Source organism: Bradyrhizobium sp. USDA 10063, assembly GCF_054063735.1.
This window is the reverse complement of record NZ_JBSSGP010000002.1, coordinates 3,698,381-3,719,326: the sequence shown is the minus strand read 5'-3', so window position 1 is coordinate 3,719,326 and position 20,946 is coordinate 3,698,381. Positions and strand designations below refer to the sequence as shown.

The following is a 20,946-nucleotide window of genomic DNA, read 5'->3' as shown; positions in this document are numbered from 1 at the left end:
TCGCAGACAGCCTCACACAAGGAAGAGCGGCTCTAATGGCATTCACTCACAATGGAGGTGATTGATGAGTCTGTATGGTGTTATGCGCACCGGTGGCTCCGGCATGAATGCGCAATCCAACAAGCTGTCGACGGTGGCCGATAACATCGCGAACGTCAACACCACAGGCTACAAGCGCGCCTCTACCGAATTCTCTTCGCTCATTCTGAGGAGCGGGTCCGGCAACTACAATTCCGGCAGCGTGGAGACACATGTCCGCTATGCCATCTCCGATCCCGGAGCGCCGCAATTCACGACGTCCGCGACAGATCTCATGATCCAGGGCAACGGCTTCTTTGTCGTGACCGATGCCGGGGGCACGCCGTTCCTGACCCGCGCCGGATCCTTTGTGCCGGATGGCGAAGGCAATCTGGTCAATGCGGCGGGATTCTATTTGATGGGCTATGACGTCAAGAACGGTCCGCCCAACGTTGTCGCGAATGGTCTGACCGGCCTCGACGTCGTCAACATCGCGCAAACGGCACTTCAGGGTAATCCTTCGACCAGGGCGACATTGGAGAGTGCCAATCTCGACGCCAACGCGACCGTTACCGCAGGCCCGCCCGCCTATACGTCCAAGACCTCGATCGTCACCTACGACAATATCGGGAACAAGGTGATGCTTGACGTCTACATGTTCAAGACGGCGGCCAACACCTGGGACGTGCAGGTCTATGACAACGCTGCATCGACGAACGGCGGTTTCCCCTATTCAAGCGGACCGCTGGATTCCGATACGTTTACCTTCGACGTCAGTGCGACCGGAAAAGGCAGGCTGGCCGCGGCCAGTCCCACCGCTCTCGCCTTTACAATCCCGGGCGGCTCGCCATTCACGCTCGACCTTTCGGCGATGACGCAGGTCGCCGACGACTTCGCCTTCAAGCCGAACGTCAACGGCAATGCTCCGAGTGCGATCGACAAGGTGGAGGTCGATACCGACGGCACCTTGTACGCGATCTATGCCGACGGGACGCGGCTCGCCACCTATAAAATTCCGCTCGCGACGGTCCCGAGCCCCGACAATCTCATGCCCGAGGCCGGCAACGTCTACTCGGTTGGCATCGACTCCGGAAACGTGCAGCTCGACTTCGCCGGGCGGAGCGGTCTGGGCACCATCACATCGGAGGCGCTCGAACAGTCCAACGTCGACCTTGCGGCGGAGCTGACCTCGATGATCGAGTCACAGCGCGGGTATACCGCCAATTCAAAGGTCTTCCAGACCGGCGCCGACCTGCTCGACGTCCTGGTCAATCTGAAGCGCTAAGCGGCGTCGGCGTATCATCGGGGCGGGGGGTCTCATGTCACTCACGGTCGCACTCAGCTCGGCGCGTACGTCGCTCATGACGACCAGTGCGCAGGCTTCCGTGATATCGCGCAATATCGCCGGCTCCATGCAGGAGGGCTATTCGCGAAAGAACGTTCTGGTCGCCTCGCTGCCGGGAAACGGGGTCTATGTCGCGGGCATCCAGCGCGCCACCAGCGAGGGGCTGTTCTACAATGTGCTGAAGGCGGCTTCTGCCACCGCCAACCAGGATTCGATCTATAACGGCCTGCAGAAGATCGCGGCCACCACCGTTGACGATCCGCAGCAGGACCAATCGCCGGCCGCACAACTTGCCAAGCTGAAGAGTGCCCTGCAGCAATATGCGACGGCGCCGGACAATATCACGCTCGCGCAAGCGGCAGTAACGGCGGCCAAAGGCGTTGCATCGGCGCTCAATGACGCGACGAAGACAGTCCAGTCGGTGCGGGCCGACGCCGATGCCGATATGGTGTCATCGGTTTCGACCATCAACCAACTGTTGGCCCAGTTCGAGACTGTCAATACCTCGATCGTCAAGGGGACCATCACCGGAAGCGATGTCACCGACTACCTCGATATGCGGGACAGCATCCTCTCCAAGCTCTCGCAGGAGGTCGGCATAACGGTCGCCACCCGTGCCAACAACGATATGGTCATTTACACGGATTCTGGCGTTACGCTGTTTGAGACCAAAGCGCGATCGGTCACGCTCAGTCCGACCTACGCTTACACGGCAGGCACCACCGGAAATGCAGTCTATATTGACGGCGTGCCCGTCACCGGCGCCTCCGCCGTGATGCCGATCCACGGCGGAAAGCTCGCGGGCCTTGCCGCGCTGCGCGACGATGCCACGGTCACCTATCAAAATCAGCTCGACGAGATCGCGCGCGGCTTGATCGAGACCTTCGCGGAGAGTGACCAGACTGCCGCGGCACTGCCCGACGTGCCCGGACTTTTCACCTACCCGGGCGCACCGGCCATGCCACCAGCGGGTGTGATCTCCTCCGGGCTCGCCGGCGCCATCTTCGTCAATCCGTCGGTCGATCAGGGGGCCGGAGGCAATCCGCTGCTGCTGAGGGATGGCGCGATCTCCGGCAACGTGGCTTATCGGTACAACACTAGCGGCGCGGCCGGTTTCTCCGCCAGGGTTCAGGAGCTTGTGGACGGCATGGCGGCAAGCCGTCCGTTCAGCCCGGCGGCCCTCGGCAAGCCGAATGCGAGCCTGATCGATTTCGCCGGCTCGTCGGTGAGCTGGCTCGAAGCTCAGCGCAAGAGCACGAACGATGAAGCGACTTATAGCCAGACTTTGCTGGAGCGCAGCGCGGAAGCGCTGTCCAACGTCAGCGGCGTGAACATGGACGACGAAATGTCGTTCATGTTGCAGGTCGAGCGCACATTTTCTGCCTCGTCGAAACTGATCGCGACGGTCGATGAGATGTTGAAAGATCTTCTCGCGGCGGTGAGGTAACGGCATGGCTACGACATTCATTTCCTCCAGCTCGATCTCGACGACGTTGCGCATCGCGGCCATGAAGAGTCAGACTGCGATCGCGCAGGCGACCAAGGAAGCGACGAACGGCCGCTTTGCCGATGTGGGTCGCGAACTCGGTGCTCTCGCTGGCCGCGACGTGACGCTCAGGGCCGAGCTGCTCGACCTCGACAAGCTGGTGGACACCAATGCCCTGATCGCGGGACGACTCGACATATCGCAGCAGCGAGTGGGCGAGTTGATCAGCACGGCACAATCCTTCCAGAAGGATTTGTTTGCGGCGCGCAATTCCGCCAACGGCGGCAACGTCATCCTGCAGCCCTCGCGCGCCAACCTCGATAGCCTGATCGGGGCGCTGAACGTCACAATGGATGGCCAATATCTGTTCGGCGGCATCAATACGGGTGTGCAGCCGATGACCGAGTACGCAGCCGGATCGACCAGCAAGAATGCCGTCGATGCCGCGTTCCTGGCCAATTTTGGCTTCACGCAAAGTGCTCCGGCGGTCTCGAGCATCAGTGCCGCTGCGATGCAGAACTTCCTGGATACCACGTTCAAGGCGCAGTTCGACGATCCGGCTTGGGGCGCAAACTGGTCGACTGCTTCCGATCAGGTGATGCGAAGCCGCATCTCGACGACCGAAACCATCGACACGTCAGTCAGCGCAAACGAGCCGGCATTCCGCAAGCTGGCGATGGCTTACACGATGCTGAGCGACCTCGGCACGCAAAACCTCAACCAGTCCGCGTTCCAGGTGGTGGTCGACAAGGCGACCGAAATCATCGGTGATGCGATCAACGACCTGGCCGGCGTGGGCGCCAAACTGGGAACGGCGCAGGAGCAGACGACCAACGCCACGAGCCGCCTCAAGATCCAGAGCGATCTGATCACGAAGCAAGTCACGGCAATGGAAGAGGTCGATCCGGCGGAAGCGTCTGTTCGCGTCACGAACCTGAAAAACCAGTTGGATATGTCGCTTGCGCTCACGGCCCGCATTCAGCAGCTCAGCATCCTCAACTATCTCTGATCGGCAACCTGTCAGTGTAACCAGCCGGCTGCGAGTTCAATGACATTTTCCAGTTACGACGCGGTGATCGAGGATAGCGGACGGGAGGCGCGCGCCCGCGAGCAACAGGCCTTGAATCACGGGATCGATCTGTTGAGGCGGCTGCAGAGCGGGGATCTTGCGCCTCCGGAGGATGCGGAGGCCTTGCTGTTCATTCGACGGCTCTGGGCCTTCTTCGTGGAGGATCTCTCCAGCGCCCGCAACGGGCTTCCTGAAAAGTTGCGCGCCGACCTTATCTCGATCGGCCTGTGGATCATCAGGGAAGCGGATCGAATTCGGCAGGAGAAATCCGGCGATGTCGCCGAGCTCGTCGCGATCAACGTCATTGTTCGAGACGCGCTCGCATGAAGAAGCCGATCTGTATTTCGCTGCGCGGCGGCGAGCGGATCTACGTGAATGGAGCGGTGCTCCGCGTCGACCGCAAGGTAACCCTCGAGCTGATCAATGACGTGACGTTTCTGCTCGAGAGCCAGGTCATGCAGGTGACGGACGCGACGACACCGCTCCGCCAACTGTATTTCGTCGTCCAGCTCATGCTCATGAGCCCTCACGACGTCGAAGAGACGAAAGCGGTCTATCGGCTGCAGCGGTCCGGGCTGCTCGCCGCCGCCGAAAACGCGGAGATCCTGGACGGCCTGGAACAGATCGACAAGCTGGTCGAATCGAAACGATACTATGAGGCTTTGCGCAAGATTCGCGCTCTGTTCGAGGTTGAGCAGGTGATTCTGGCCGGCGGCGATCTGCCAAGGCCTGTTGAGGTCGCGTAAAGCATCAGGAGGACGATATGAACGTTGACGGCGTGGCTTCTCCAAACTCGACGGCGAACAAGAATTCGGAATCCTCGTCCGCACCGGCAACGGTGGACTACAATCAGTTCCTGCAGCTCCTGATCGCGCAGATGAAGAATCAGGATCCGACCAGTCCAACGGACATGTCGCAATACATGAGCCAGTTTGCGCAGCTATCCGCCGTCGAGCAGGCAATGCAGACAAACGCCAAGCTCGACACGCTGCTGTCCTCCAGCGCGCTCGCCCAAGCCGAAAGCCTGGTCGGGCGCACGGCGTCATTTACGTCGTCCGAGGGTGAGGATGTGAAAGGAAAGATCATGTCAGTGCGAATCATCCAGGGTGGAGCCGTGGCAACACTCGACAATGGCGTCGAGGTGCAACTCGGGCCGGGCATCACGATCAGCTAAGCCATGAACGAACGCGACGCTCTCGACATCGTCCAGCAGGCGATCTGGACCATCATCGTGGTCTCAGGCCCTGCGGTCGGGGCCGCGATGATCGTGGGCGTCCTGATTGCGCTGCTGCAGGCGCTGACCCAGGTGCAGGAGATGACGCTGACGTTCATTCCCAAGATCGTGGTCATGCTGATCGTGGTCGCGGTCTCCGGCTCGTTCATCGGCGCGCATATCTACGCCTTCACCGAACTGCTCTACTCGCGGATCGAGCACGGATTCTGAAGCGGGGACGCGGTCCAACACCTTCGCGCAAGCTAGGCGCTGCAAGGTGCTGATATGACGGTGTCGCAGGAATCCCCATGGCGCAAGCACTAAGCCCAGCTCTCCCGAGCGAGCGTCGGATTGGTGCCGACGTTGCCTTTGCGGTCGGAATCGTCGCCATCCTGACGATCCTGGTCCTCCCGGTTCCCTCGGTCCTGATCGATGTCGGTCTCGCCTTCTCGATCGCGCTCTCGGCCCTGATCCTGATGGTCGCGCTGTGGATTCAGCGCCCGCTCGATTTCTCGGCCTTCCCGACCGTGCTGCTGATCGCAACCATTCTTCGTCTCGCGCTGAACGTGGCGACGACGCGGGTGATCCTGTCGCGCGGGGCCGAAGGAGAGCACGCAGCCGGTTATGTGGTGGCCGGATTCTCGAAGTTCGTGATGGGCGGCGACTTTGTCATCGGGCTGATCATCTTCGCCATTCTTGTCACGGTCAATTTCGTCGTCATCACCAAGGGCGCGACGCGTATCGCGGAGGTCGGGGCGCGCTTCACGCTCGATGCGATCCCGGGCAAGCAAATGGCGATCGATGCGGATCTGTCCGCGGGGCTGATCGACGACAAGGAGGCGCAACGCCGGCGCAGGGAGCTGGAGGAGGAGAGCGCCTTCTTCGGCGCAATGGATGGCGCCTCCAAGTTCGTCCGCGGCGATGCCATTGCCGGGCTGATCATCACCGCGATCAACATATTCGGCGGCATCGTCATCGGCGTGGTCCACCACGGCCTCCCGCTGGCGCGCGCGGCGGATATTTTCACCAAGCTTTCCGTCGGTGACGGCCTGGTCTCGCAGATCCCGGCTCTGATCGTCTCTCTGTCGGCTGGCCTGCTCGTCTCGAAGGGCGGCACGAGGGGATCGGCCGAACAGACGGTGCTCAGGCAGCTCGGCGGATATCCGCGCGCGCAGTCGGTGGCCGCGCTCATGATGTTCGTCCTCGGGATGTTGCCGGGCCTGCCACTGCTGCCGTTTGCCTTCCTGGGCGGCGTGATGGCGTTCATGAGCTACGCGCTTCCCCGCCGGCAGGCGGCAAGGCGACAGCAGGAGGAGGCGCTTGCGGCGCAGGAGCGCGAACGGTCGCAGGCCGACTCGAAAGAATCCATCAAGGAATATCTGAAGACGGCGGACGTCGAGCTCTGCGTCGGCAGCCAGCTTGCGGTTCAAATGCTGCATGCGCATGGGGAGCTTGCGCATCGCGTCAGCAAGATACGGCGCCGCTTCGCGACCCAATACGGATTTGTGATTCCCGAGATCAAATTGACTGACGACATGTCCGTCGGGCCGAAGAGCTACCGCATCAAGATCCACGGCACCATCGTGGCGCAGCATGAGCTGCGCATCGGCGAGGTCCTCGTGCTTTTCGATGGTGTTCGCAAACCGGACGTGCCGGGCGATGAGACGGTGGAGCCGGCCTTCGGCATGAAGGCGATGTGGATCCCTGAGACTTTCCTCGAAGAGGTCAAACGGGACGGCTTCAAGGTTGCGGACAACATTTCCGTCCTGCTCACCCATTTGAGCGAGATCATTCGCGGCAACCTGTCGCAGCTCCTCTCCTACAAGGACATGCGGGCCCTGCTGGACCGGCTCGATCCCGAGTACAAGCGCCTCATCGACGATATCTGCCCGTCGCAAATTTCCTATTCGGGCCTGCAGGCGGTGCTCAAGCTGTTGCTTGCCGAGCGCATCTCGATCAGGAACCTGCATCTTATTCTCGAAGCCGTCGCGGAAATCGCGCCTTACGTCCGCCGCGCCGAACATATCGCAGAGCACGTTCGCACGCGCATCGCGCAGCAGATCTGCGGGGACTTTGCCGACAACGGGGTACTGAAAGTGCTTCGGCTCGGAAATCGCTGGGACCTCGCATTCCATCAAAGCCTCAAACGCGATGCCAAGGGCGAGATCGTGGAATTCGACGCCGATCCACGCCTTGTCGAGCAGTTCGCGGCGGATGTCTCTGCCGCGGTTCGAAAGGCAATGGGCCAGGGCGAAAGCGTCGTGCTCGTCGCGCCGCCCGAGGTGCGTCCGTATGTTCGCATGATCACGGAACGGATGTTCCCGACCCTGCCGGTGCTGTCGCATGTTGAGATCGCACGTGGTGTCGAGGTGAAGTCGCTCGGAGCGGTTTCTTGATCGCGGGCGTATCAGGCTCCGTGCTGGCCACATTTCTGATCTTCTGTCGGGTCGGCACATGCCTGATGATCGCGCCCGGATTCTCTCGGTCCAACATTCCGGTGCAGGTCCGGCTGTTCCTGGCCATCAACGTCACGCTGATGCTGGCGCCCCTGCTCGAAGCCACCGTACGTCCCGTTGTGGATGCGGCCGCGACGCCGGCCATCGTCCGTGCGATCATGTCGGAGCTGGTGATCGGTCTCCTGATTGGCCTGGTCGCCCGGGTGTTCTTTCTCGCCCTGGAAACGATGGCGACGATGGCGGCATCCGCGATCGGGCTCAGCGGAATAGCCGGAACGGCGGAAGACGGCGAACATATGCCGGCCCTCGTGCCTTTCATCACATTGCCGGCGATAGTCCTGTTCTTCATGACCGATCAACATTGGGAGCTGCTTCGGGGCCTCATTGGCTCCTATCGGATCTGGGCACCGGCGGCCGGCATAAGCGGCGAGACCGGGCTCTCCGAGCTCACCGATCATCTTTCACAAGCGTTCATCCTGGCGCTCAGGGTGGCGAGCCCCTTCGTCGTTTACGGGGTCATCGTCAACCTCGCGCTCGGGCTCGCCAACAAGCTGACGCCGAGCATTCCCATCTATTTCATTTCGCTGCCCTTCGTGCTCTTCGGCGGCCTCATGCTGGTCTATCTCACCAGCCGCGAACTCGTGCTGCAGTTCACGATCGCCTTTTCATCATGGCTGACCGGTTGATCGACGCATGAAACCAAGGGATCGCAAAATCCGTCGCATTGCAGCCGTGCAGGCGAAGATGCACCGCCTCGCCCAATGGGAGCTGATGGAGTGCAATGCGAAGGAGCACGCACTGCAGGAACGGCAGCGGCGGATCATCGAGGGTTTCAACGACGGCAACGGAGTGACGCCGTTGGCGGCACAAACCGCGGGCCAGAATCTGAGAACCGCAAGCGTCGAACAGGGAGTGCTCGCCAAGGCGAAGGAGCGTCTCGCCTCACACGCGATGACCGAGGCGCGCAAGCTGAAGCAGGTGCTCCGGATGGCCGGCACGGCCGCGCGGCAGGCATTTCGAGAGCAGGAACGGCGAGTTCTCGAGGAAATAACTGAAACGGCGGCGAAACGGCCGGCGGAGAAAAATGCAGGCCAATGAAACAAGTTCGGATCGCTAGGCGAGGCACAGCATGACCGTCACTCCCGTACCGGATCTTATCCTGGATGTGATGGAGGCCGCAGATCCGGTCTCCCAGCGCATGGCGGCCGGCAAGCTTGAGCGCGCGTCATCCGCAGGCGGCGAAGATTTCTCTGCGGCGGTGGACCGGAAGATCGAGGCAGGCGCACTGGAACGAACCGTAGCGTCTGGGCAAGGCATGAGCGCGTCGCGCGTTGGCGTGATCGACGGCGGCGGGCACGCCACGATCATCAAGAAGGCGGATACCGATCGCGCCGTCTATCGAAAGTTCGAAGCGTTCGTCCTGCAGACATTTGTCGAGTCGATGCTGCCGCAGGGCGCAAGCGAGGTTTTCGGCAAGGGAACCGCCGGCACGATCTGGCGGTCGATGCTGGCTGAGCAGATCGGAAATGAGATGGCCAAGGGTGAGGGGATCGGAATTGCCAAGCAGCTCGCCAAGGCGCGCCACGCCGCCGACTCCGCAACTGGCAAGGGCTAATTTGCAGCAAGATGAGCGCAGCGATGAATCAGAATGATGAGCAGCAAGAAACACTGGAAGTCCTCGAGGTGCAGGGGGAGGCCGTTTCTGAGGGAAGCGGTTTGCCGGTGCCGTCACAACACGTCTTACCCGGGCTGACGGATGCGCAAAATATCGCCGCTCAATGGCTCGGAACCAATTCCAACACGTTGAATGCGATCGAGCGGCTTACGGCAACCATCGACGAGGAGACGGACAAGCTTGAGAGCCGGATGCAAGTCGATTTTGATTCCTTCAGTCAGCGCAAGAATCGCGGCCTCCTTGAGCTGACGAGGGCCATGCGCCTGGCGCAAGGGGTCGAGTTCGACCCGCGCGTGGTCGCGCATCTGACGCGTCTGCGAGCAAGCCTCGTAAGAAATCAAGCCGCATTGCAAATGCATCTCGATGCCGTTCGCGAGGTCTCGGCGATTATCGCGAAGTCGATCCAGGAAGTTGAATCGGATGGCACATACTCGTTGATGGGGCAGGGTGGATGCAAATAGTCAGGCTGCTCGTGGCAGGCGTCTGGGCCTGCGTCGTCACGGTCGGCGCGAGCCTGGCTCTGTCCTATTGGAAGGAGGGTCAGGCATCGCCGGCGGCCAAGCAGGACTATGCGGGCGGGCTCGTCTACGAGAAGACCAGGGTGATCAACGTGCCGATGATCGCGGAAGGCAGCGTCCAAGGCTACATCGTTGCGCAGTTTGTCTTCACGGCCGATGCAACAGTGCTTCGTCAGCTTCCGGTGCCGCCTGAAGCCTTCGTTGTGGACGAGGCATTTCGGAATATCTATTCCGACGAGAATCTCGACTTCAAGAATCTCGCCCGGTTCGACCTCGCCCACTTCGCGCGTATGGTCAGAGAGCGCGTCAACAAGCGTCTTCAAGCCGAGGTCTTGCAGGACGTGCTCGTCCAGGATTTCAATTATGTTTCGAAGGATCAAATTCGCCGTTAGAGCGCCTTCTCAGGTCGTCGAGCCGATAGCCCATATAGCGCTTTGACTCAATCGGATCGTAGCCGAGGTGGTTGCGGAGCTTCTTGCGGAGCTTGCTCACGTGCCCCTCGATGACGTTTTCGTCGAAGCTCGCGTCGAAAAGACCGTAGGTCGCATTGAAGAGCTGGGTCTTTGTAAGCCACTTTCCCTGGTGGGCAACCAGGTGCTCGAGAATGCGCAGTTCGCGACGCGGCAGCGCCAACGTTCTGCCGCCGATTTCGGGATCCCGGCCGTCAAGAAAGACGCGGATCAGGCTTGTCGGCGTTTCGGCTGATTGCCCGACGGTTCGTCGGCGGATGACGGCCGTGCGAACGAGTATCTCGCGAACATGGATCGGGACGTGAACGACGTCGTCGACGCCGGCTTCGAATAGTTCGATCGTATCCCTGAGCTGCTTCAGGTTGTTCAGGGCGATGATCGGTGCGTGAGACTTGTTGCGGATGCTCTTTGGAATGCTCGTTCGGTCCGAGCAGTCACCCAGGATAAACGCCCCGATTGCCATTACGTCGTTGCCCACGGCGGATTGCAGCCATTCGCGGAAATCTTTCGATGAGAAGCCGATCGAAACGATGCCTTCACGATCAAATCCTGCTGCGTAGCCGCGTGTAACGGTCTCCCGATCATCGATGACGATGAACATGTGGATGCCCCTGTTTGCCCTAGAGTGTTGTTGTGGAGTCGAGCAGGCGTGCTCGCTCCGCTTGGTTACGCAAAACAACAGGTACTTACACGATACGAGATACTGAGACCGAAACACGCGCGTCTGGTTCGCTCGGAAGCTTGATCAGGTGCGGGTGGTGCCACCGTTTGTGGCGATGAGGAACGCTGCCGTGGTGATGCAGTTCGGCAATCTTTCTGGATTCCTCAGCACTGTCTTTGCAGTTGCAATCTGGTCTCTATACCACCGACCGCCATTGCGGCGAGAAGCGCACAGCGTCTTGTTGTTGAAGATCACATCAAGAATGAACATCAGCTCGCGCACTGTCGAATCGGGACGCGTCCATTACGTCGCAGTGGACTATGATCGTCAAGCAATTGAACTAGTCATTTACTGCAAGACAACTCATCAGCGAGTAGATGTTGCCTAATTGGAACGCTAACTCATCGGATCCACTCGGAATACTTGGCAATTCACTCCTCTAAGTTGAGACGAAAAGAGAGGATTTTTTTCGGCGACAGGAGCGGCGATCATTGTCGTGGAACCGTCGTAGAAGATGTCCGTCTTTCTACGGTTATTTTTCACGCACAAGTCACACTCTTCAGCAGTCGGGCAGTTCTGCCGTCGTCAAATTGCTACGAAAGCAATCTGCAGTCGTCAGCCAGCTCGTCGCCGCGGAATTGAAGTGGCGTCGCTGGGTTACGGCGCGAGCAGAACCTGCGGAAGGTCGGAGCATGCAGTAGGCTGCATTGGCGTTCCTGGGATGCCAACGCACCTGCGAGCAATCGCTCACGCCGAGCGAATTGATCGTGTCATGCGATCAAGCTGCGCGAGAGCAACATCAACGTGCGGAAACAACGATGCCTCTGCTGGTCAATACTTGCCAGCTACCGTTCTCATGTTTGATTTCCTCGATGCGACCCAGATTGGGGACATCCTGGCCCTGAGCAACCTCGATCACACCGGCTTGGCCCTCGAGAATGGCGATGCCCTCATAGGCGCGTCGCACGCGCCAGCCCTGGATTATCTCCCGTCGCGCGGTGGCTGGCCGCGGCTGTGGCTGAATGGCGCCGGTGACTTCGGGGGACGAAACTGCCGCCACGGTTCGCGCAACCTGCGACTTTCCTTCGGCCATCCGCTCGGCCTTTGTGGCCGACAGCGATTGATCTCTTTCGACGCGCTCGACGCTTTGGACCAGACGGCCAAACCGGTCGCTCGCGGCTCTATTTGCGGCGTCGAACGCCGTGCGGTTCGCCGCCACGTCGCTTGATAGGGTTGCAACAGTGCGTCGTAGTTGCGACATCGCCTCACGGAGGTTGCGAAGCTCGGCATCCGATCCTGCGTTGATGGCAATGGGCCGCAAGAACAGATAGGCGACGCCGCCGATGGAGATGACAGAGGAGATCGCGACGATCACTGCAAGGGTGACGAACGGCGCCATCCATGTCCGTGGCTGCGGCTTCTTGACGACGAGTGTGGCAGCCGGGACCGGGGCGCGTGCCTTCGATCTGACCGGCTCTCCCCGGGACATTGCGCGTGTCCGCTTCAGGGTGGCGAGCGCCTCCTGCGCGAGCAACTCGTCAACGGTAGCTGCGGCCACACGAGGGGCGCCGGAAGCTTTCGCCTTGTTGCCCGGTCGCGCCTGCGATGCGCCACTCTTGCCCGCATCGGAGGTGGCTGGCTGCGAGGCAGTCGACGTCGCTGGGGCGGCGGTCTCGTTGGTTGCTGGTTCGGCCATGGTTTGTCGGCGGATAGGCAAATCCTGATTTGCTGGATATCACGCGAACCTTACGTGAAACCTACGATCCCTGAGGCCAAGAGGTGGCATCCAATCTTCCGCGATCGCGGCGGTCTATCGGATCCGAATCCCATCATCCAGGATGCAACCCCCATATCGCCGGGAACTGCGGCCGCTCAATATTGCTTGCCCAACAGCGCGATGGACAGGAGCGTGTCTTGACTGATGCCCGCGCCGGAGCCTTGCAGGATGGCCAGCCCAGGTGACGAAGCCTGGCTGCTGTTCTTCATGTCGTACATGGCGGCAAACCGGTTTAGCAGCGCTCCGACTTTCTCCGGATCGCCGAGATCCTTCAAGTTGAGGTGCTTTTCCACGATCTTTGCCTGCTGGTCGATTGCCATGCTCGCCAGCGCGTCGGGCAGGTTGTAGGTGGTTCGAAACACTTGTGCGAGAGCCGGGTCGGCAAGGATGTCGTATGCGGACGTGATCTGGGCTGACTTTCGTTGGAAGTACAGCGCCAGGCGAACGCCGGCATTCGCCTCGCCTTCCTGCGTTTCCAGCGTTTGCTGGAGATAATCGTTCTGCGTTTCCAGAAGCTGGTCTCGCTTCTGGGGTCCTATTGCAGGGATACGGCTGACGTTGCCGTCCTCGTCGAAATTGAACGATGCTGCGATCTCGGCAAAGCGGGAGTCGCCGGCGTTGTTTGCGAAGCTTTCGGGATCGCTCAGATCGGAACTGAAGATCTGCTTGAGATACTCGTTGGTTATCTTCGCGGGATCCAGGCCTTTTGCAACAAGAAGGATATCGACCAACTTCCTGTCTGCGAGCAGTTCGGAAACGCTCCCTATGTTCGCGATTGCGCTTTGGTAATAGGCGGCGTCCTGCTCGGCTTTCTGCCGAAGTCCGTCCTGTTCCGCAGCGCTTGCAAATCGCGTTTTTGCGATGATGTAGTCCTTTGCAATCTGCGTGACTTCAACCGAGTTCTGCGCCACCAGCGGCGTTGTCAGGTTGCCCTTGCCGTCAAAGTTGAAAGCGTGCGCGAGCCGTATATATCGATCGTCCCCGAGGGTATTGGCATAGCTCATCGGATTGCTCAAATCGCTGGTGAGCACCGCCTTGATCGTGACCGCCGAGACCTTTTCCGGGTCGAGGCCAACCGCCTTGAGCGCGAAGTTGTACACGTTCGGCGTAGACACGAACTGTTCAACTGACTTCATGCTGTAGATGCCGGCTCTGAACTGATTTATCGCGACGGCTTCCAGCTCTTCCTCCGCGTCGAGATATGTCGCGCCCTTGCTGAGGACGAATTTGTCGTTGGTGCTGGTCCGGTTCGCGTCGGTCTGAGCGGATTTGCCGGAAGCAAGCGCTCCATCTGCTGAAAACTCGAACGCGCCGGCGAGATCGAAATATCGGCTGATCGTGGAGAGAGAGTTCTGGAAGCTGGATATGTCCGCGTTGCTCTTCGCCAACCGGTTGGCTTGGGTCGTAATCTTCGCTCTCAGATCTGCCACGTCGGCGCCGGGTTGCGATAGCTGCGCCATATAGGCCGCTATCTTCGCGTTGGCATCGCTGGCATCCGCCTGGGCTTGAGTGAGGTTGGCATTGATCTGATCCCGCTTTGGCGCCCAGACGGTGTTGACGTAGCTGTTCGGATCGGTTGGATCGCTGCTCAAGACGTTCCGTATCGTGTCGCGCGACCAATTGCTGTCGTCGATATCGAACGCCTCAAACACATATGTGCGCAGGCGGTCGTCGTTCAGAAGCTCATCGACGCTTTTGACGCCGCCGATCACGGTGTTGTAATAGCGGGTATCTTCGTCGATTGCATCGACCCGCCTCTGGACCGCTGCCGTGTACAAGCCGATCATCTCGTCGGTCTGGTTTGACGATTGCGCAGCAGGTGTATCCAAGCCTGTGAAGGAAAATGCCGACGCAAACTCGCGAAAGCGCTTGTCCGTCAGTTTGTTGGCGAAGCTGTTCGCGTCCAGGAGATTGCTGTCCAGCACCTTTTTCATGAAGGCTTTTGCATAGATCATATCCTCCAGCCCATATGCCTTCATTGCATACTGGTAGAGCCGATCGTTCTTCAGAAATTCGTCGACGGTTTCTACTTTGCCTATGTTTTCCTTGTAATAGGCGGCGCTTCGTGCCACGTCGGGCTGCTGCGCGACTCGCGTCAGGGACTGCTGGAGGTTGCGCACGACGGAATTGTAGCTGGCGTACGTCGACACCATCGAGACATCCTTTCGGAGAACTCCCTGATATAATGACCATCTTGCTTGCGCGAAGCTGACAGGGTTGCTCAGAACGGCGGTCATCCAGCATCGGCGGCTGCTGCGCCAGGCAGGTCAGTTGCGCTGGGCGGTCCAATAACCTGCGCAGCGCGCGTTGCCGGAATGACCGCTCCAGGTTCCACGACCCGATGGGCCGACGAGCCTGCCGGATCCGGAGGCATATTTCTCGTGAACGGTGACAGAGGCGCGAACCGCGCCGGATCGCGCCACTCGCCCTCTGAAATTGACCAGATTGGGATGAGTCACGATCCCGTTGATGATGTTGACGGAGAAATTGTACGTCGGGTCACAGGGACCGTATTGCGTGACGAACAAGAGATTCCAGGGGCCGTCGTAGACAGATCGCGCATCGGCATTGGTAACGAGGAGCGAGCCCAGACCAGTGATTGCGATCGCGAGCGGAAGCCGTTTCATGACTTTGTCTCCAAGGGTTATTCTGGGAAATGTATATTTGCCTGCTGCATCAACATCGCAATTGCGGATCATCGGCGATCCGATCCGCACTCATATCGGCGCCGATAAAGATGTAGGTCGGCTTCCATGAGCGGCCCCGTAAAATTTCGCTGGGCCAAGTCACTATGCTGTTACTGCAGATAGCCGCGGTCGTGCGGGGCGCATTCCGGCGGCGCTGAAGGAGAGAATGCGACACCGAAGAAAGCAGTCCGGACAGCCGTGAAATCTATCCCGGGGCCAGGGAAAGTGAATCTGGCCGAGATTGATGGATAGGAGAGCTACGTCGTCCCAATCAATGTGCCTCGATCCACCGGATCGGACTCCAGCGAGAAGCGTCGCTTTCACGATAGCTCTCACAGATTCTCCGAACTTAACGCGGCCCGACGCGATCCCGGCATTACAGCTATCCAATCGGCGCATGGCCGAGATGGAGAGCAAAATTATGAAGACGGTTTCAAAGGTCTTGGTCGTCGTTGCTTGCGCGACGTTGTTGGCGCTTTCCCTGGCATCAATAGCCCCGACCGTTGTGCACGCTTACGAATATTGCCGCAGGGACGTGCCGGGACACATGACGAGTTGCAGTTTCGATACCATGGAGCAGTGCTACGAAATGCGATCCGGAATAGGCGGAGATTGCTTCCGGGATCCGTTTCTGAAGGACAACACTGCCGCCTACGCGCGTTGGCCAGAGTTTCCTGGCTCGAAACACGACGGGATCTCTGCCAGGCGCCATCGATAGCAGGGAGGCCGGATTACGCGCCTTCACCACCTCGCAGATGAGGAGTTCGTACGAGGGGTCATGTCGACCGGCGAACTTGAACTGTACTTCACCGAGGCTGCCACACTCTTGGTTTCGCACATGACCATACCATTCAACAGGCTTGACCTGAACCTTCTACGTGTTTTCGACGCCGTTATGGAGGAGCGAAGTGTGCTAGGGGCAGGCCGGAGGATGTGCCTCAGTCAGTCTGCCGTTAGTCACGCACTCGCTCGCTTGAGGGACGTGTTGGACGACGAATTGTTCATTCGCACGAGGGAGGGAATGCAGCCGACGGTGCGTGCGCTCTCCATGGCTCCATTGATACGCGTGGCCTGGCAATCATTGGAGGCGGCGATCTCGGAGCCGACATTCGAACCTGCGAGGTCCACCAGACGGTTTACCATCGCTGTGAACGATTTCGTGACCGCGGTCATGGTGCCTCGTCTCCTTGGCCTGCTCAGAGGCGAGGCGCCGCTCGTCGATCTCGTGCTCTCTTCCGATACCCGATCCGATCTGGCGGAGCAGCTCGACGTCGGGCAGATCGACGCTGCAATCGGAACGTTCTCCAACGTTGCCCCGCGCTTCCGGTCGAAGTCGCTCTTTACCTATGATGACGTTCTGATCGTCAATTCCTCGCGGCAACTCGGCAAATTGTCGCTCGATGATTTGTCAGGCCTCTCAATTGCTGCCATCTCGTTGCACGGAGAACACCAGCGTATGGTCGACGGCTATGTTTCAGAACGTGGCTTGTCGCGACGATCGGAAATGTATGATCGGAGTGCGTTAGAACGGGCCGTTTCCAACTTGAAAGGAGGTCCGCGCATAGCAATAACGTTGCCGCATGTTCTAGCGCTTCCCTCTCTGCTCGAGGACAGGCACCTGACGGCGATCATTCCGCGGCCTCTCGCCAGGTCATTGACCCGCACCCATCCATTGTCGACGTATGATTTGCCATACAAGACCGCAACGGTGGATGTAGGCGTTCTCTGGCACGAACGGAACGCCGGTGATCCGGCGCATCAGTGGTTGCGCGAGATGCTTGGCCGCGCAGCCGATCCGCTGCGCGCTCGTTTGTTTGAGCTGACGGAGCCGTCTCAATCTATTTCGGACGGCTCGCTGTCACGCATGGTCGAGCGAGCGTGAGTTGCGACAGCCGGCAGGCGTGGGCAGTCATTATTCGCAAAATGCAGGTTGTAGGCGGATCGCGCTCCCGTGATCTCTGTCGCGTGGGCGATAGCGATCAACTTGTTGGGAGCGGATGGTGACTACATTCATGGTCGACCTGCGCGTTAGTGACGAATGCGGCGTATGCACAGTCATACTGCGATCTTTTCAATTCTGCCGAGAGGACCGTGCGCCCATATAGAGATGCATGGTGAGCGGCCGCGCCCTGCATCCACAGTCAGAAATCGATGAAGCTGTGAAGATTGCAGGCCCACGCGTCCACGGCAGCACCAGTCTGTAGCCTTGAACCACAGGACACAAAATCATGGATTCCATGTCTCGCCGCAAAATGCTGGCAGCGACCGCTGCCGGAGGTCTTCTCACAACAACCGCTATGGCACGGGCACAATCGGCGGACGCAAGTCCTCAGCCGCAACGGCCAGGTCGCGGCGGCACCGATCATGGTCCGCGCGATCTGACGCGAGACCGGCAGAATCCGGATATGCTCGTGCCGCCCTCGACCGATCACGGTAGCTTGCCGAACCTGCGCTTTTCGTTTTCCGATGCGCATATGCGGCTGGAAACAGGCGGCTGGACCCGCCAGGTCACCCGGCGCGAGCTCGGCGTTGCCACGGCGCTTGCCGGTGTGAACATGCGGTTGAATGCCGGCGGCGTGCGCGAGCTGCATTGGCACAAGGCTTCCGAATGGGCCTATATGCTTTACGGTACAGCGCGTATCACGGCGGTCGATGCCAACGGGCGTTACTTCGTCGATGATGTCAGTGTCGGCGACCTCTGGTTCTTCCCTTCCGGAGTTCCGCACTCCATCCAGGGCCTCGGTCCGGACGGTTGCGAATTTCTCCTCGTGTTCGATGACGGCGATTTCGATGAAGATAATACTTTCTTGATCGCCGACTGGTTCAAGCGTACACCGAACGAGGTGCTCGGCAAGAATTTTGGGGTGCCCGCTTCGTTGTTCGACCATACTCCGGAGGAAAGCCAGCGCTACATTTTCCCGGCTCCCTTGCCGGGGCCGCTCACCTCGGACAACATTCCGGGAGCAACGCCAGTGTCGCAAAGCTTCAGTTCCCGGCTAATGGCGCAGGATCCCATCAAGACCGCCAGCGGGACGGTGCGGATCAGCGATTCCACCGTATTCCCGGTCAACACCACGACCGCTGCGGCACTGGTCGAGGTCAATCCGGGCGGATTGCGCGAGCTGCACTGGCATCCGAACGGAGATGAGTGGCTCTATGTCATCGAGGGACAGGCACGCATGGGCGTGTTTGCGGGTCAGGGCCAGGCGCGCACCTTCGATCTCCGCGCCGGCGATGTCGGTTACGTGCCGGTCGCGATGGGCCACTATCTTGAGAATACAGGCGCTGGCCCCTTGCGATTCCTTGAAACATTCAAGAGCCCTTACTTTGTCGACTTCTCTCTGGACACGTGGATGGCATTGACTCCGCCGCCACTGATGGATGCGCACCTGAATCTGGATCGACAAGTGACGGATAGGCTACGCAAGACCAAGGCGCCGGTTGTCCCGGACTAGCCGAGCGACGGCTCAGCGTGAAAGCTTGGTGCCGCTCGTGCTCAACGCGTCTCGGCTTGATGAGGCGTCTCAGCGCCTCGTCGCCGAGGTGGCCCGGGCGCGAGCAGGAGCGGCCCCGTTTACTTCGAAAAGCCGAGTTCACACCGCGTTACAGCACTGAATTCGCCTGCACATGCCAATTGCGCAGAGTTCGCTCGGGAGTTGGGGTGGCAGTTCACGCGCAGACAAGCGGAGTGGAAAAAGTTGCCACGAGCCAGCAGTCCCTACTTCGGGCATGGAATGATCGGTCCAACGAGCGAGACGGACGCCTGTGAGTTCGTGGGGATTCTCCTCGCCATGGCCGGTCACGACCTTCGTCAACCGCTCCAGATTATCCAAAGCGTTCACGATCGCCTCGGCGACTGCGCCTGGACAAAGTCGGAACTGCACTTGCTGAGGCTGGGCCAAAGCGCCGTCGATCGATTGACAGAACAACTCGATCAACTGTTGGACGCCCTGCGTCTTCACGAGCATGGGAAGCGCGTGCAGATGGTGCCCGTAGACGTTGGAACGCTGCTGCGCGAGGTCTATCGGGAGAATGAATGGGCCGCCTTGCAAAAGGGAGTTCAAATTCGATTGGTGCCCACCACATCCTCGATCGTGAGCGATGCCGTTCTTCTCGGCGCGGTTCTCCGCAATCTGGTCAGCAATGCGATAAAGTTCACGGAATCTGGTGGCCGTGTCCTTTTGGGGTGCCGTCACATGCGAGACAGCATACGCATCGATGTATTCGATACGGGGGTCGGTATTTCCGCCGAGCAAATACCGAAAATCTTCGAAGCCTTCACTCGCCTCGACCCTGCGCAAAGTGACGGGCTTGGCGTCGGCCTGCTGATCGTGCGACGGGCCATCGCCATGCTCGGACATCGCGTGGACGTGAGTTCGGTCGTCTCGCGAGGCACGAGGTTCTCCATCCTGGCCAGGCGCACTTGCGGACCGTCGACCAGCCTGAGCGGGAGCGCGCCGTTGCGGGTGAGAGCAGGCTCCTTGGCGAGAATCCGTTCGACAAGATAGCCGCCGTTGTTCAGCAGGAGGATCTTCATTGCCGCTGCACGTCAATCGAGCCGGCATGAGACGGAGTGACGACCTTGTCGTGCTTGCCGAGGCGCTTCGCAGGGCGTCAAAGTCCGAGGTCGCTGAGGCCCGGATGCCCGTCGGGTCGGCGACCGAGCGGCCAGTGAAAGCTGCGATTGCTGTCGACAATCGGTCGCTCGTTGACGCTGGCGATGCGACGGCGGATCAGGCCGTCGGCGTCGAACTCCCAGCTCTCGCTGCCGCAGGCGCGAAACCAGCTACCGCTCTCATTGTGAAACTCATAGGCGACGCGCACCGCCAAGCGGTCGTTTGTGAATGCCCACAGTTCCGCGATCAACCGGTACTCGAGTTCTCGCGCCCATTTCCTCGTCAGGAATGCCTCGATCGCGGCTCGGCCAGACAGAAATTCGGCGTCATTGCGCCAGTGGCTGTCGATTGCATAGACGAGTGCGACCCGATTCGGATCGCGGCTGTTCCAGCTATCTTCGATGAGACGGACCTTTTCGGGAGCGCTGGTAGCCGTGAACGGGGGAGAAGCGCGAGGTGACACGGATGATCTCTCCATGGGAAAGAAAGCGTTGACGGCTCCTCGACCCATGCTCGCACGTCTTCCTTCCGACCTTCCGTTATGTGATGAAAATCGCTGATAAGAAAGGTAAATGGTCCGATCCGCGGGCCGGACAGAGACACGCCGTTCTTGTTGCGCGAAGCACGGCAGCAACGGCCATCCTGAACAGTCAGCACTCGCGACAAAATCGAACAGTGAACTCGACCTGGGAGCGGTCTCGAATACCCATGTCGCGCAGGGTCTGATCGTCAAACTCGGCGAGCGCGCGGACTGCTCGCCTGACTTCGCGTTCGTTTTTCCACTGCGTCCACACCGAGGGCGTGCGTGAGAGGGAAGTACTCAGAAAAGACCTGTCCACATGCAACTCCGCAACCTGTTAGCGGGAGCGAATGTGGTTTTCCGTTGTTACGGTACGATAACCCGGCGCGTAAATCTGGTTACATCGGAAATAATGGATCCCAACCCTTACAATTC

Annotated in this window: 24 protein-coding genes; 17 read left to right on the top strand and 7 right to left on the bottom strand. The window is 59.7% G+C overall.

What is annotated here, in order from left to right:
- Window positions 1–64 precede the first annotated feature (64 nt).
- From ACVJGD_RS19780 to ACVJGD_RS19720, 13 genes are all read left to right on the top strand, one after another.
- A complete protein-coding gene (locus ACVJGD_RS19780; RefSeq protein ID WP_456635917.1) occupies window positions 65–1,303 on the top strand; it encodes a flagellar hook protein FlgE in 1,239 nt (412 codons plus the stop codon).
- A 34-nt stretch (window positions 1,304–1,337) separates the two neighbouring features.
- Entirely contained in the window at window positions 1,338–2,810 is a 1,473-nt protein-coding gene (gene flgK, locus ACVJGD_RS19775; protein WP_456635916.1) for a flagellar hook-associated protein FlgK, read from the top strand.
- A 4-nt stretch (window positions 2,811–2,814) separates the two neighbouring features.
- A complete protein-coding gene (locus ACVJGD_RS19770) occupies window positions 2,815–3,858 on the top strand; it encodes a flagellar hook-associated family protein (RefSeq protein WP_456635915.1) in 1,044 nt (347 codons plus the stop codon).
- Between the two features lie 39 nt (window positions 3,859–3,897).
- Entirely contained in the window at window positions 3,898–4,245 is a 348-nt protein-coding gene (flaF, locus tag ACVJGD_RS19765; RefSeq protein WP_456635914.1) for a flagellar biosynthesis regulator FlaF, read from the top strand.
- A gap of 8 nt (window positions 4,246–4,253) precedes the next feature.
- Complete coding sequence (gene flbT, locus ACVJGD_RS19760; protein WP_456640304.1) at window positions 4,254–4,664, top strand: flagellar biosynthesis repressor FlbT; 411 nt, start codon at window positions 4,254–4,256, stop codon at window positions 4,662–4,664.
- Window positions 4,665–4,681: 17 nt separating this feature from the next.
- Window positions 4,682–5,092, top strand: a complete 411-nt coding sequence (gene flgD / locus ACVJGD_RS19755) for a flagellar hook assembly protein FlgD (protein ID WP_456635913.1) — start codon at window positions 4,682–4,684, stop codon at window positions 5,090–5,092.
- 3 nt (window positions 5,093–5,095) lie between these two features.
- Complete coding sequence (gene fliQ, locus ACVJGD_RS19750) at window positions 5,096–5,362, top strand: flagellar biosynthesis protein FliQ (RefSeq protein WP_456635912.1); 267 nt, start codon at window positions 5,096–5,098, stop codon at window positions 5,360–5,362.
- Window positions 5,363–5,439: 77 nt separating this feature from the next.
- The gene (gene flhA / locus ACVJGD_RS19745; protein ID WP_456635911.1) at window positions 5,440–7,527 is read left to right on the top strand and encodes a flagellar biosynthesis protein FlhA; all 2,088 of its coding nucleotides are present in this window, start codon (window positions 5,440–5,442) and stop codon (window positions 7,525–7,527) included.
- A complete protein-coding gene (gene fliR, locus ACVJGD_RS19740) occupies window positions 7,524–8,273 on the top strand; it encodes a flagellar biosynthesis protein FliR (protein WP_456635910.1) in 750 nt (249 codons plus the stop codon). Before flhA ends, fliR begins: the two co-directional genes overlap by 4 nt.
- Window positions 8,274–8,280: 7 nt before the next feature.
- Window positions 8,281–8,685: a hypothetical protein gene (locus ACVJGD_RS19735; RefSeq protein WP_456635909.1), complete on the top strand. Its 405-nt coding sequence runs from the start codon at window positions 8,281–8,283 to the stop codon at window positions 8,683–8,685.
- Window positions 8,686–8,716: 31 nt separating this feature from the next.
- Complete coding sequence (locus tag ACVJGD_RS19730) at window positions 8,717–9,202, top strand: rod-binding protein (RefSeq protein ID WP_456635908.1); 486 nt, start codon at window positions 8,717–8,719, stop codon at window positions 9,200–9,202.
- A 23-nt stretch (window positions 9,203–9,225) separates the two neighbouring features.
- Window positions 9,226–9,723 carry a hypothetical protein gene (locus ACVJGD_RS19725; RefSeq protein ID WP_456635907.1) on the top strand — a complete coding sequence of 166 codons (498 nt, stop codon included), beginning with the start codon at window positions 9,226–9,228 and terminating at the stop codon, window positions 9,721–9,723.
- A complete protein-coding gene (locus ACVJGD_RS19720; protein ID WP_456635906.1) occupies window positions 9,714–10,172 on the top strand; it encodes a hypothetical protein in 459 nt (152 codons plus the stop codon). The genes ACVJGD_RS19725 and ACVJGD_RS19720 overlap by 10 nt, the downstream gene beginning before the upstream one ends.
- On the opposite strand, the gene ACVJGD_RS19715 is transcribed toward ACVJGD_RS19720, so the two are convergent.
- From ACVJGD_RS19715 to ACVJGD_RS19695, 5 genes are all read right to left on the bottom strand, one after another.
- The gene (locus ACVJGD_RS19715) at window positions 10,138–10,851 is read right to left on the bottom strand and encodes a response regulator transcription factor (protein WP_456635905.1); all 714 of its coding nucleotides are present in this window, start codon (window positions 10,849–10,851) and stop codon (window positions 10,138–10,140) included. The two genes, ACVJGD_RS19720 and ACVJGD_RS19715, sit on opposite strands and share 35 nt — an antisense overlap.
- 144 nt (window positions 10,852–10,995) lie before the next feature.
- Window positions 10,996–11,193: a hypothetical protein gene (locus ACVJGD_RS19710; protein ID WP_456635904.1), complete on the bottom strand. Its 198-nt coding sequence runs from the start codon at window positions 11,191–11,193 to the stop codon at window positions 10,996–10,998.
- A 517-nt stretch (window positions 11,194–11,710) separates the two neighbouring features.
- Window positions 11,711–12,310, bottom strand: a complete 600-nt coding sequence (locus ACVJGD_RS19705; protein ID WP_456635903.1) for a hypothetical protein — start codon at window positions 12,308–12,310, stop codon at window positions 11,711–11,713.
- A 473-nt stretch (window positions 12,311–12,783) separates the two neighbouring features.
- Complete coding sequence (locus ACVJGD_RS19700; RefSeq protein ID WP_456635902.1) at window positions 12,784–14,841, bottom strand: DUF1217 domain-containing protein; 2,058 nt, start codon at window positions 14,839–14,841, stop codon at window positions 12,784–12,786.
- Between the two features lie 114 nt (window positions 14,842–14,955).
- Window positions 14,956–15,315 (bottom strand): hypothetical protein, encoded by a 360-nt coding sequence (locus ACVJGD_RS19695; protein WP_456635901.1) that lies wholly within the window; start codon window positions 15,313–15,315, stop codon window positions 14,956–14,958.
- Between the two features lie 304 nt (window positions 15,316–15,619).
- Here ACVJGD_RS19695 and ACVJGD_RS19690 point away from each other — a divergent pair, with 304 nt between their 5' ends.
- From ACVJGD_RS19690 to ACVJGD_RS19675, 4 genes are all read left to right on the top strand, one after another.
- Window positions 15,620–16,093, top strand: a complete 474-nt coding sequence (locus ACVJGD_RS19690; protein WP_456635900.1) for a DUF3551 domain-containing protein — start codon at window positions 15,620–15,622, stop codon at window positions 16,091–16,093.
- A gap of 60 nt (window positions 16,094–16,153) precedes the next feature.
- Window positions 16,154–17,257 carry a LysR family transcriptional regulator gene (locus ACVJGD_RS19685; RefSeq protein WP_456635899.1) on the top strand — a complete coding sequence of 368 codons (1,104 nt, stop codon included), beginning with the start codon at window positions 16,154–16,156 and terminating at the stop codon, window positions 17,255–17,257.
- A gap of 346 nt (window positions 17,258–17,603) precedes the next feature.
- The gene (locus tag ACVJGD_RS19680) at window positions 17,604–18,830 is read left to right on the top strand and encodes a cupin domain-containing protein (protein ID WP_456635898.1); all 1,227 of its coding nucleotides are present in this window, start codon (window positions 17,604–17,606) and stop codon (window positions 18,828–18,830) included.
- A gap of 279 nt (window positions 18,831–19,109) precedes the next feature.
- A complete protein-coding gene (locus ACVJGD_RS19675; RefSeq protein WP_456635897.1) occupies window positions 19,110–19,883 on the top strand; it encodes a sensor histidine kinase in 774 nt (257 codons plus the stop codon).
- A gap of 106 nt (window positions 19,884–19,989) precedes the next feature.
- Here ACVJGD_RS19675 and ACVJGD_RS19670 read toward each other — a convergent pair whose 3' ends face one another.
- Together ACVJGD_RS19670 and ACVJGD_RS19665 are read right to left on the bottom strand one after the other, a co-directional pair.
- Window positions 19,990–20,454 (bottom strand): nuclear transport factor 2 family protein, encoded by a 465-nt coding sequence (locus ACVJGD_RS19670; protein WP_456635896.1) that lies wholly within the window; start codon window positions 20,452–20,454, stop codon window positions 19,990–19,992.
- 187 nt (window positions 20,455–20,641) lie between these two features.
- Window positions 20,642–20,785 carry a DUF1127 domain-containing protein gene (locus ACVJGD_RS19665; protein WP_456640303.1) on the bottom strand — a complete coding sequence of 48 codons (144 nt, stop codon included), beginning with the start codon at window positions 20,783–20,785 and terminating at the stop codon, window positions 20,642–20,644.
- Window positions 20,786–20,946: the final 161 nt, after the last annotated feature.

What these genes read in the sequence shown, in the direction of transcription:
- ACVJGD_RS19695 (WP_456635901.1), bottom strand. Translation starts at nt 15,315, where the DNA reads ATGAAACGGCTTCCGCTCGCGATCGCAATCACTGGTCTGGGCTCGCTC.
- ACVJGD_RS19700 (WP_456635902.1), bottom strand. Translation starts at nt 14,841, where the DNA reads ATGGTGTCGACGTACGCCAGCTACAATTCCGTCGTGCGCAACCTCCAG.
- ACVJGD_RS19730 (WP_456635908.1), top strand. Translation starts at nt 8,717, where the DNA reads ATGACCGTCACTCCCGTACCGGATCTTATCCTGGATGTGATGGAGGCC.
- ACVJGD_RS19720 (WP_456635906.1), top strand. Translation starts at nt 9,714, where the DNA reads ATGCAAATAGTCAGGCTGCTCGTGGCAGGCGTCTGGGCCTGCGTCGTC.
- ACVJGD_RS19680 (WP_456635898.1), top strand. Translation starts at nt 17,604, where the DNA reads ATGGATTCCATGTCTCGCCGCAAAATGCTGGCAGCGACCGCTGCCGGA.
- ACVJGD_RS19725 (WP_456635907.1), top strand. Translation starts at nt 9,226, where the DNA reads ATGAATCAGAATGATGAGCAGCAAGAAACACTGGAAGTCCTCGAGGTG.
- ACVJGD_RS19675 (WP_456635897.1), top strand. Translation starts at nt 19,110, where the DNA reads ATGATCGGTCCAACGAGCGAGACGGACGCCTGTGAGTTCGTGGGGATT.
- ACVJGD_RS19780 (WP_456635917.1), top strand. Translation starts at nt 65, where the DNA reads ATGAGTCTGTATGGTGTTATGCGCACCGGTGGCTCCGGCATGAATGCG.
- ACVJGD_RS19770 (WP_456635915.1), top strand. Translation starts at nt 2,815, where the DNA reads ATGGCTACGACATTCATTTCCTCCAGCTCGATCTCGACGACGTTGCGC.
- flgK (WP_456635916.1), top strand. Translation starts at nt 1,338, where the DNA reads ATGTCACTCACGGTCGCACTCAGCTCGGCGCGTACGTCGCTCATGACG.
- fliQ (WP_456635912.1), top strand. Translation starts at nt 5,096, where the DNA reads ATGAACGAACGCGACGCTCTCGACATCGTCCAGCAGGCGATCTGGACC.
- ACVJGD_RS19690 (WP_456635900.1), top strand. Translation starts at nt 15,620, where the DNA reads ATGGATAGGAGAGCTACGTCGTCCCAATCAATGTGCCTCGATCCACCG.
- flhA (WP_456635911.1), top strand. Translation starts at nt 5,440, where the DNA reads ATGGCGCAAGCACTAAGCCCAGCTCTCCCGAGCGAGCGTCGGATTGGT.
- ACVJGD_RS19715 (WP_456635905.1), bottom strand. Translation starts at nt 10,851, where the DNA reads ATGTTCATCGTCATCGATGATCGGGAGACCGTTACACGCGGCTACGCA.
- ACVJGD_RS19735 (WP_456635909.1), top strand. Translation starts at nt 8,281, where the DNA reads ATGAAACCAAGGGATCGCAAAATCCGTCGCATTGCAGCCGTGCAGGCG.
- ACVJGD_RS19685 (WP_456635899.1), top strand. Translation starts at nt 16,154, where the DNA reads ATGTCGACCGGCGAACTTGAACTGTACTTCACCGAGGCTGCCACACTC.
- ACVJGD_RS19705 (WP_456635903.1), bottom strand. Translation starts at nt 12,310, where the DNA reads ATGGCGCCGTTCGTCACCCTTGCAGTGATCGTCGCGATCTCCTCTGTC.
- flaF (WP_456635914.1), top strand. Translation starts at nt 3,898, where the DNA reads ATGACATTTTCCAGTTACGACGCGGTGATCGAGGATAGCGGACGGGAG.
- flgD (WP_456635913.1), top strand. Translation starts at nt 4,682, where the DNA reads ATGAACGTTGACGGCGTGGCTTCTCCAAACTCGACGGCGAACAAGAAT.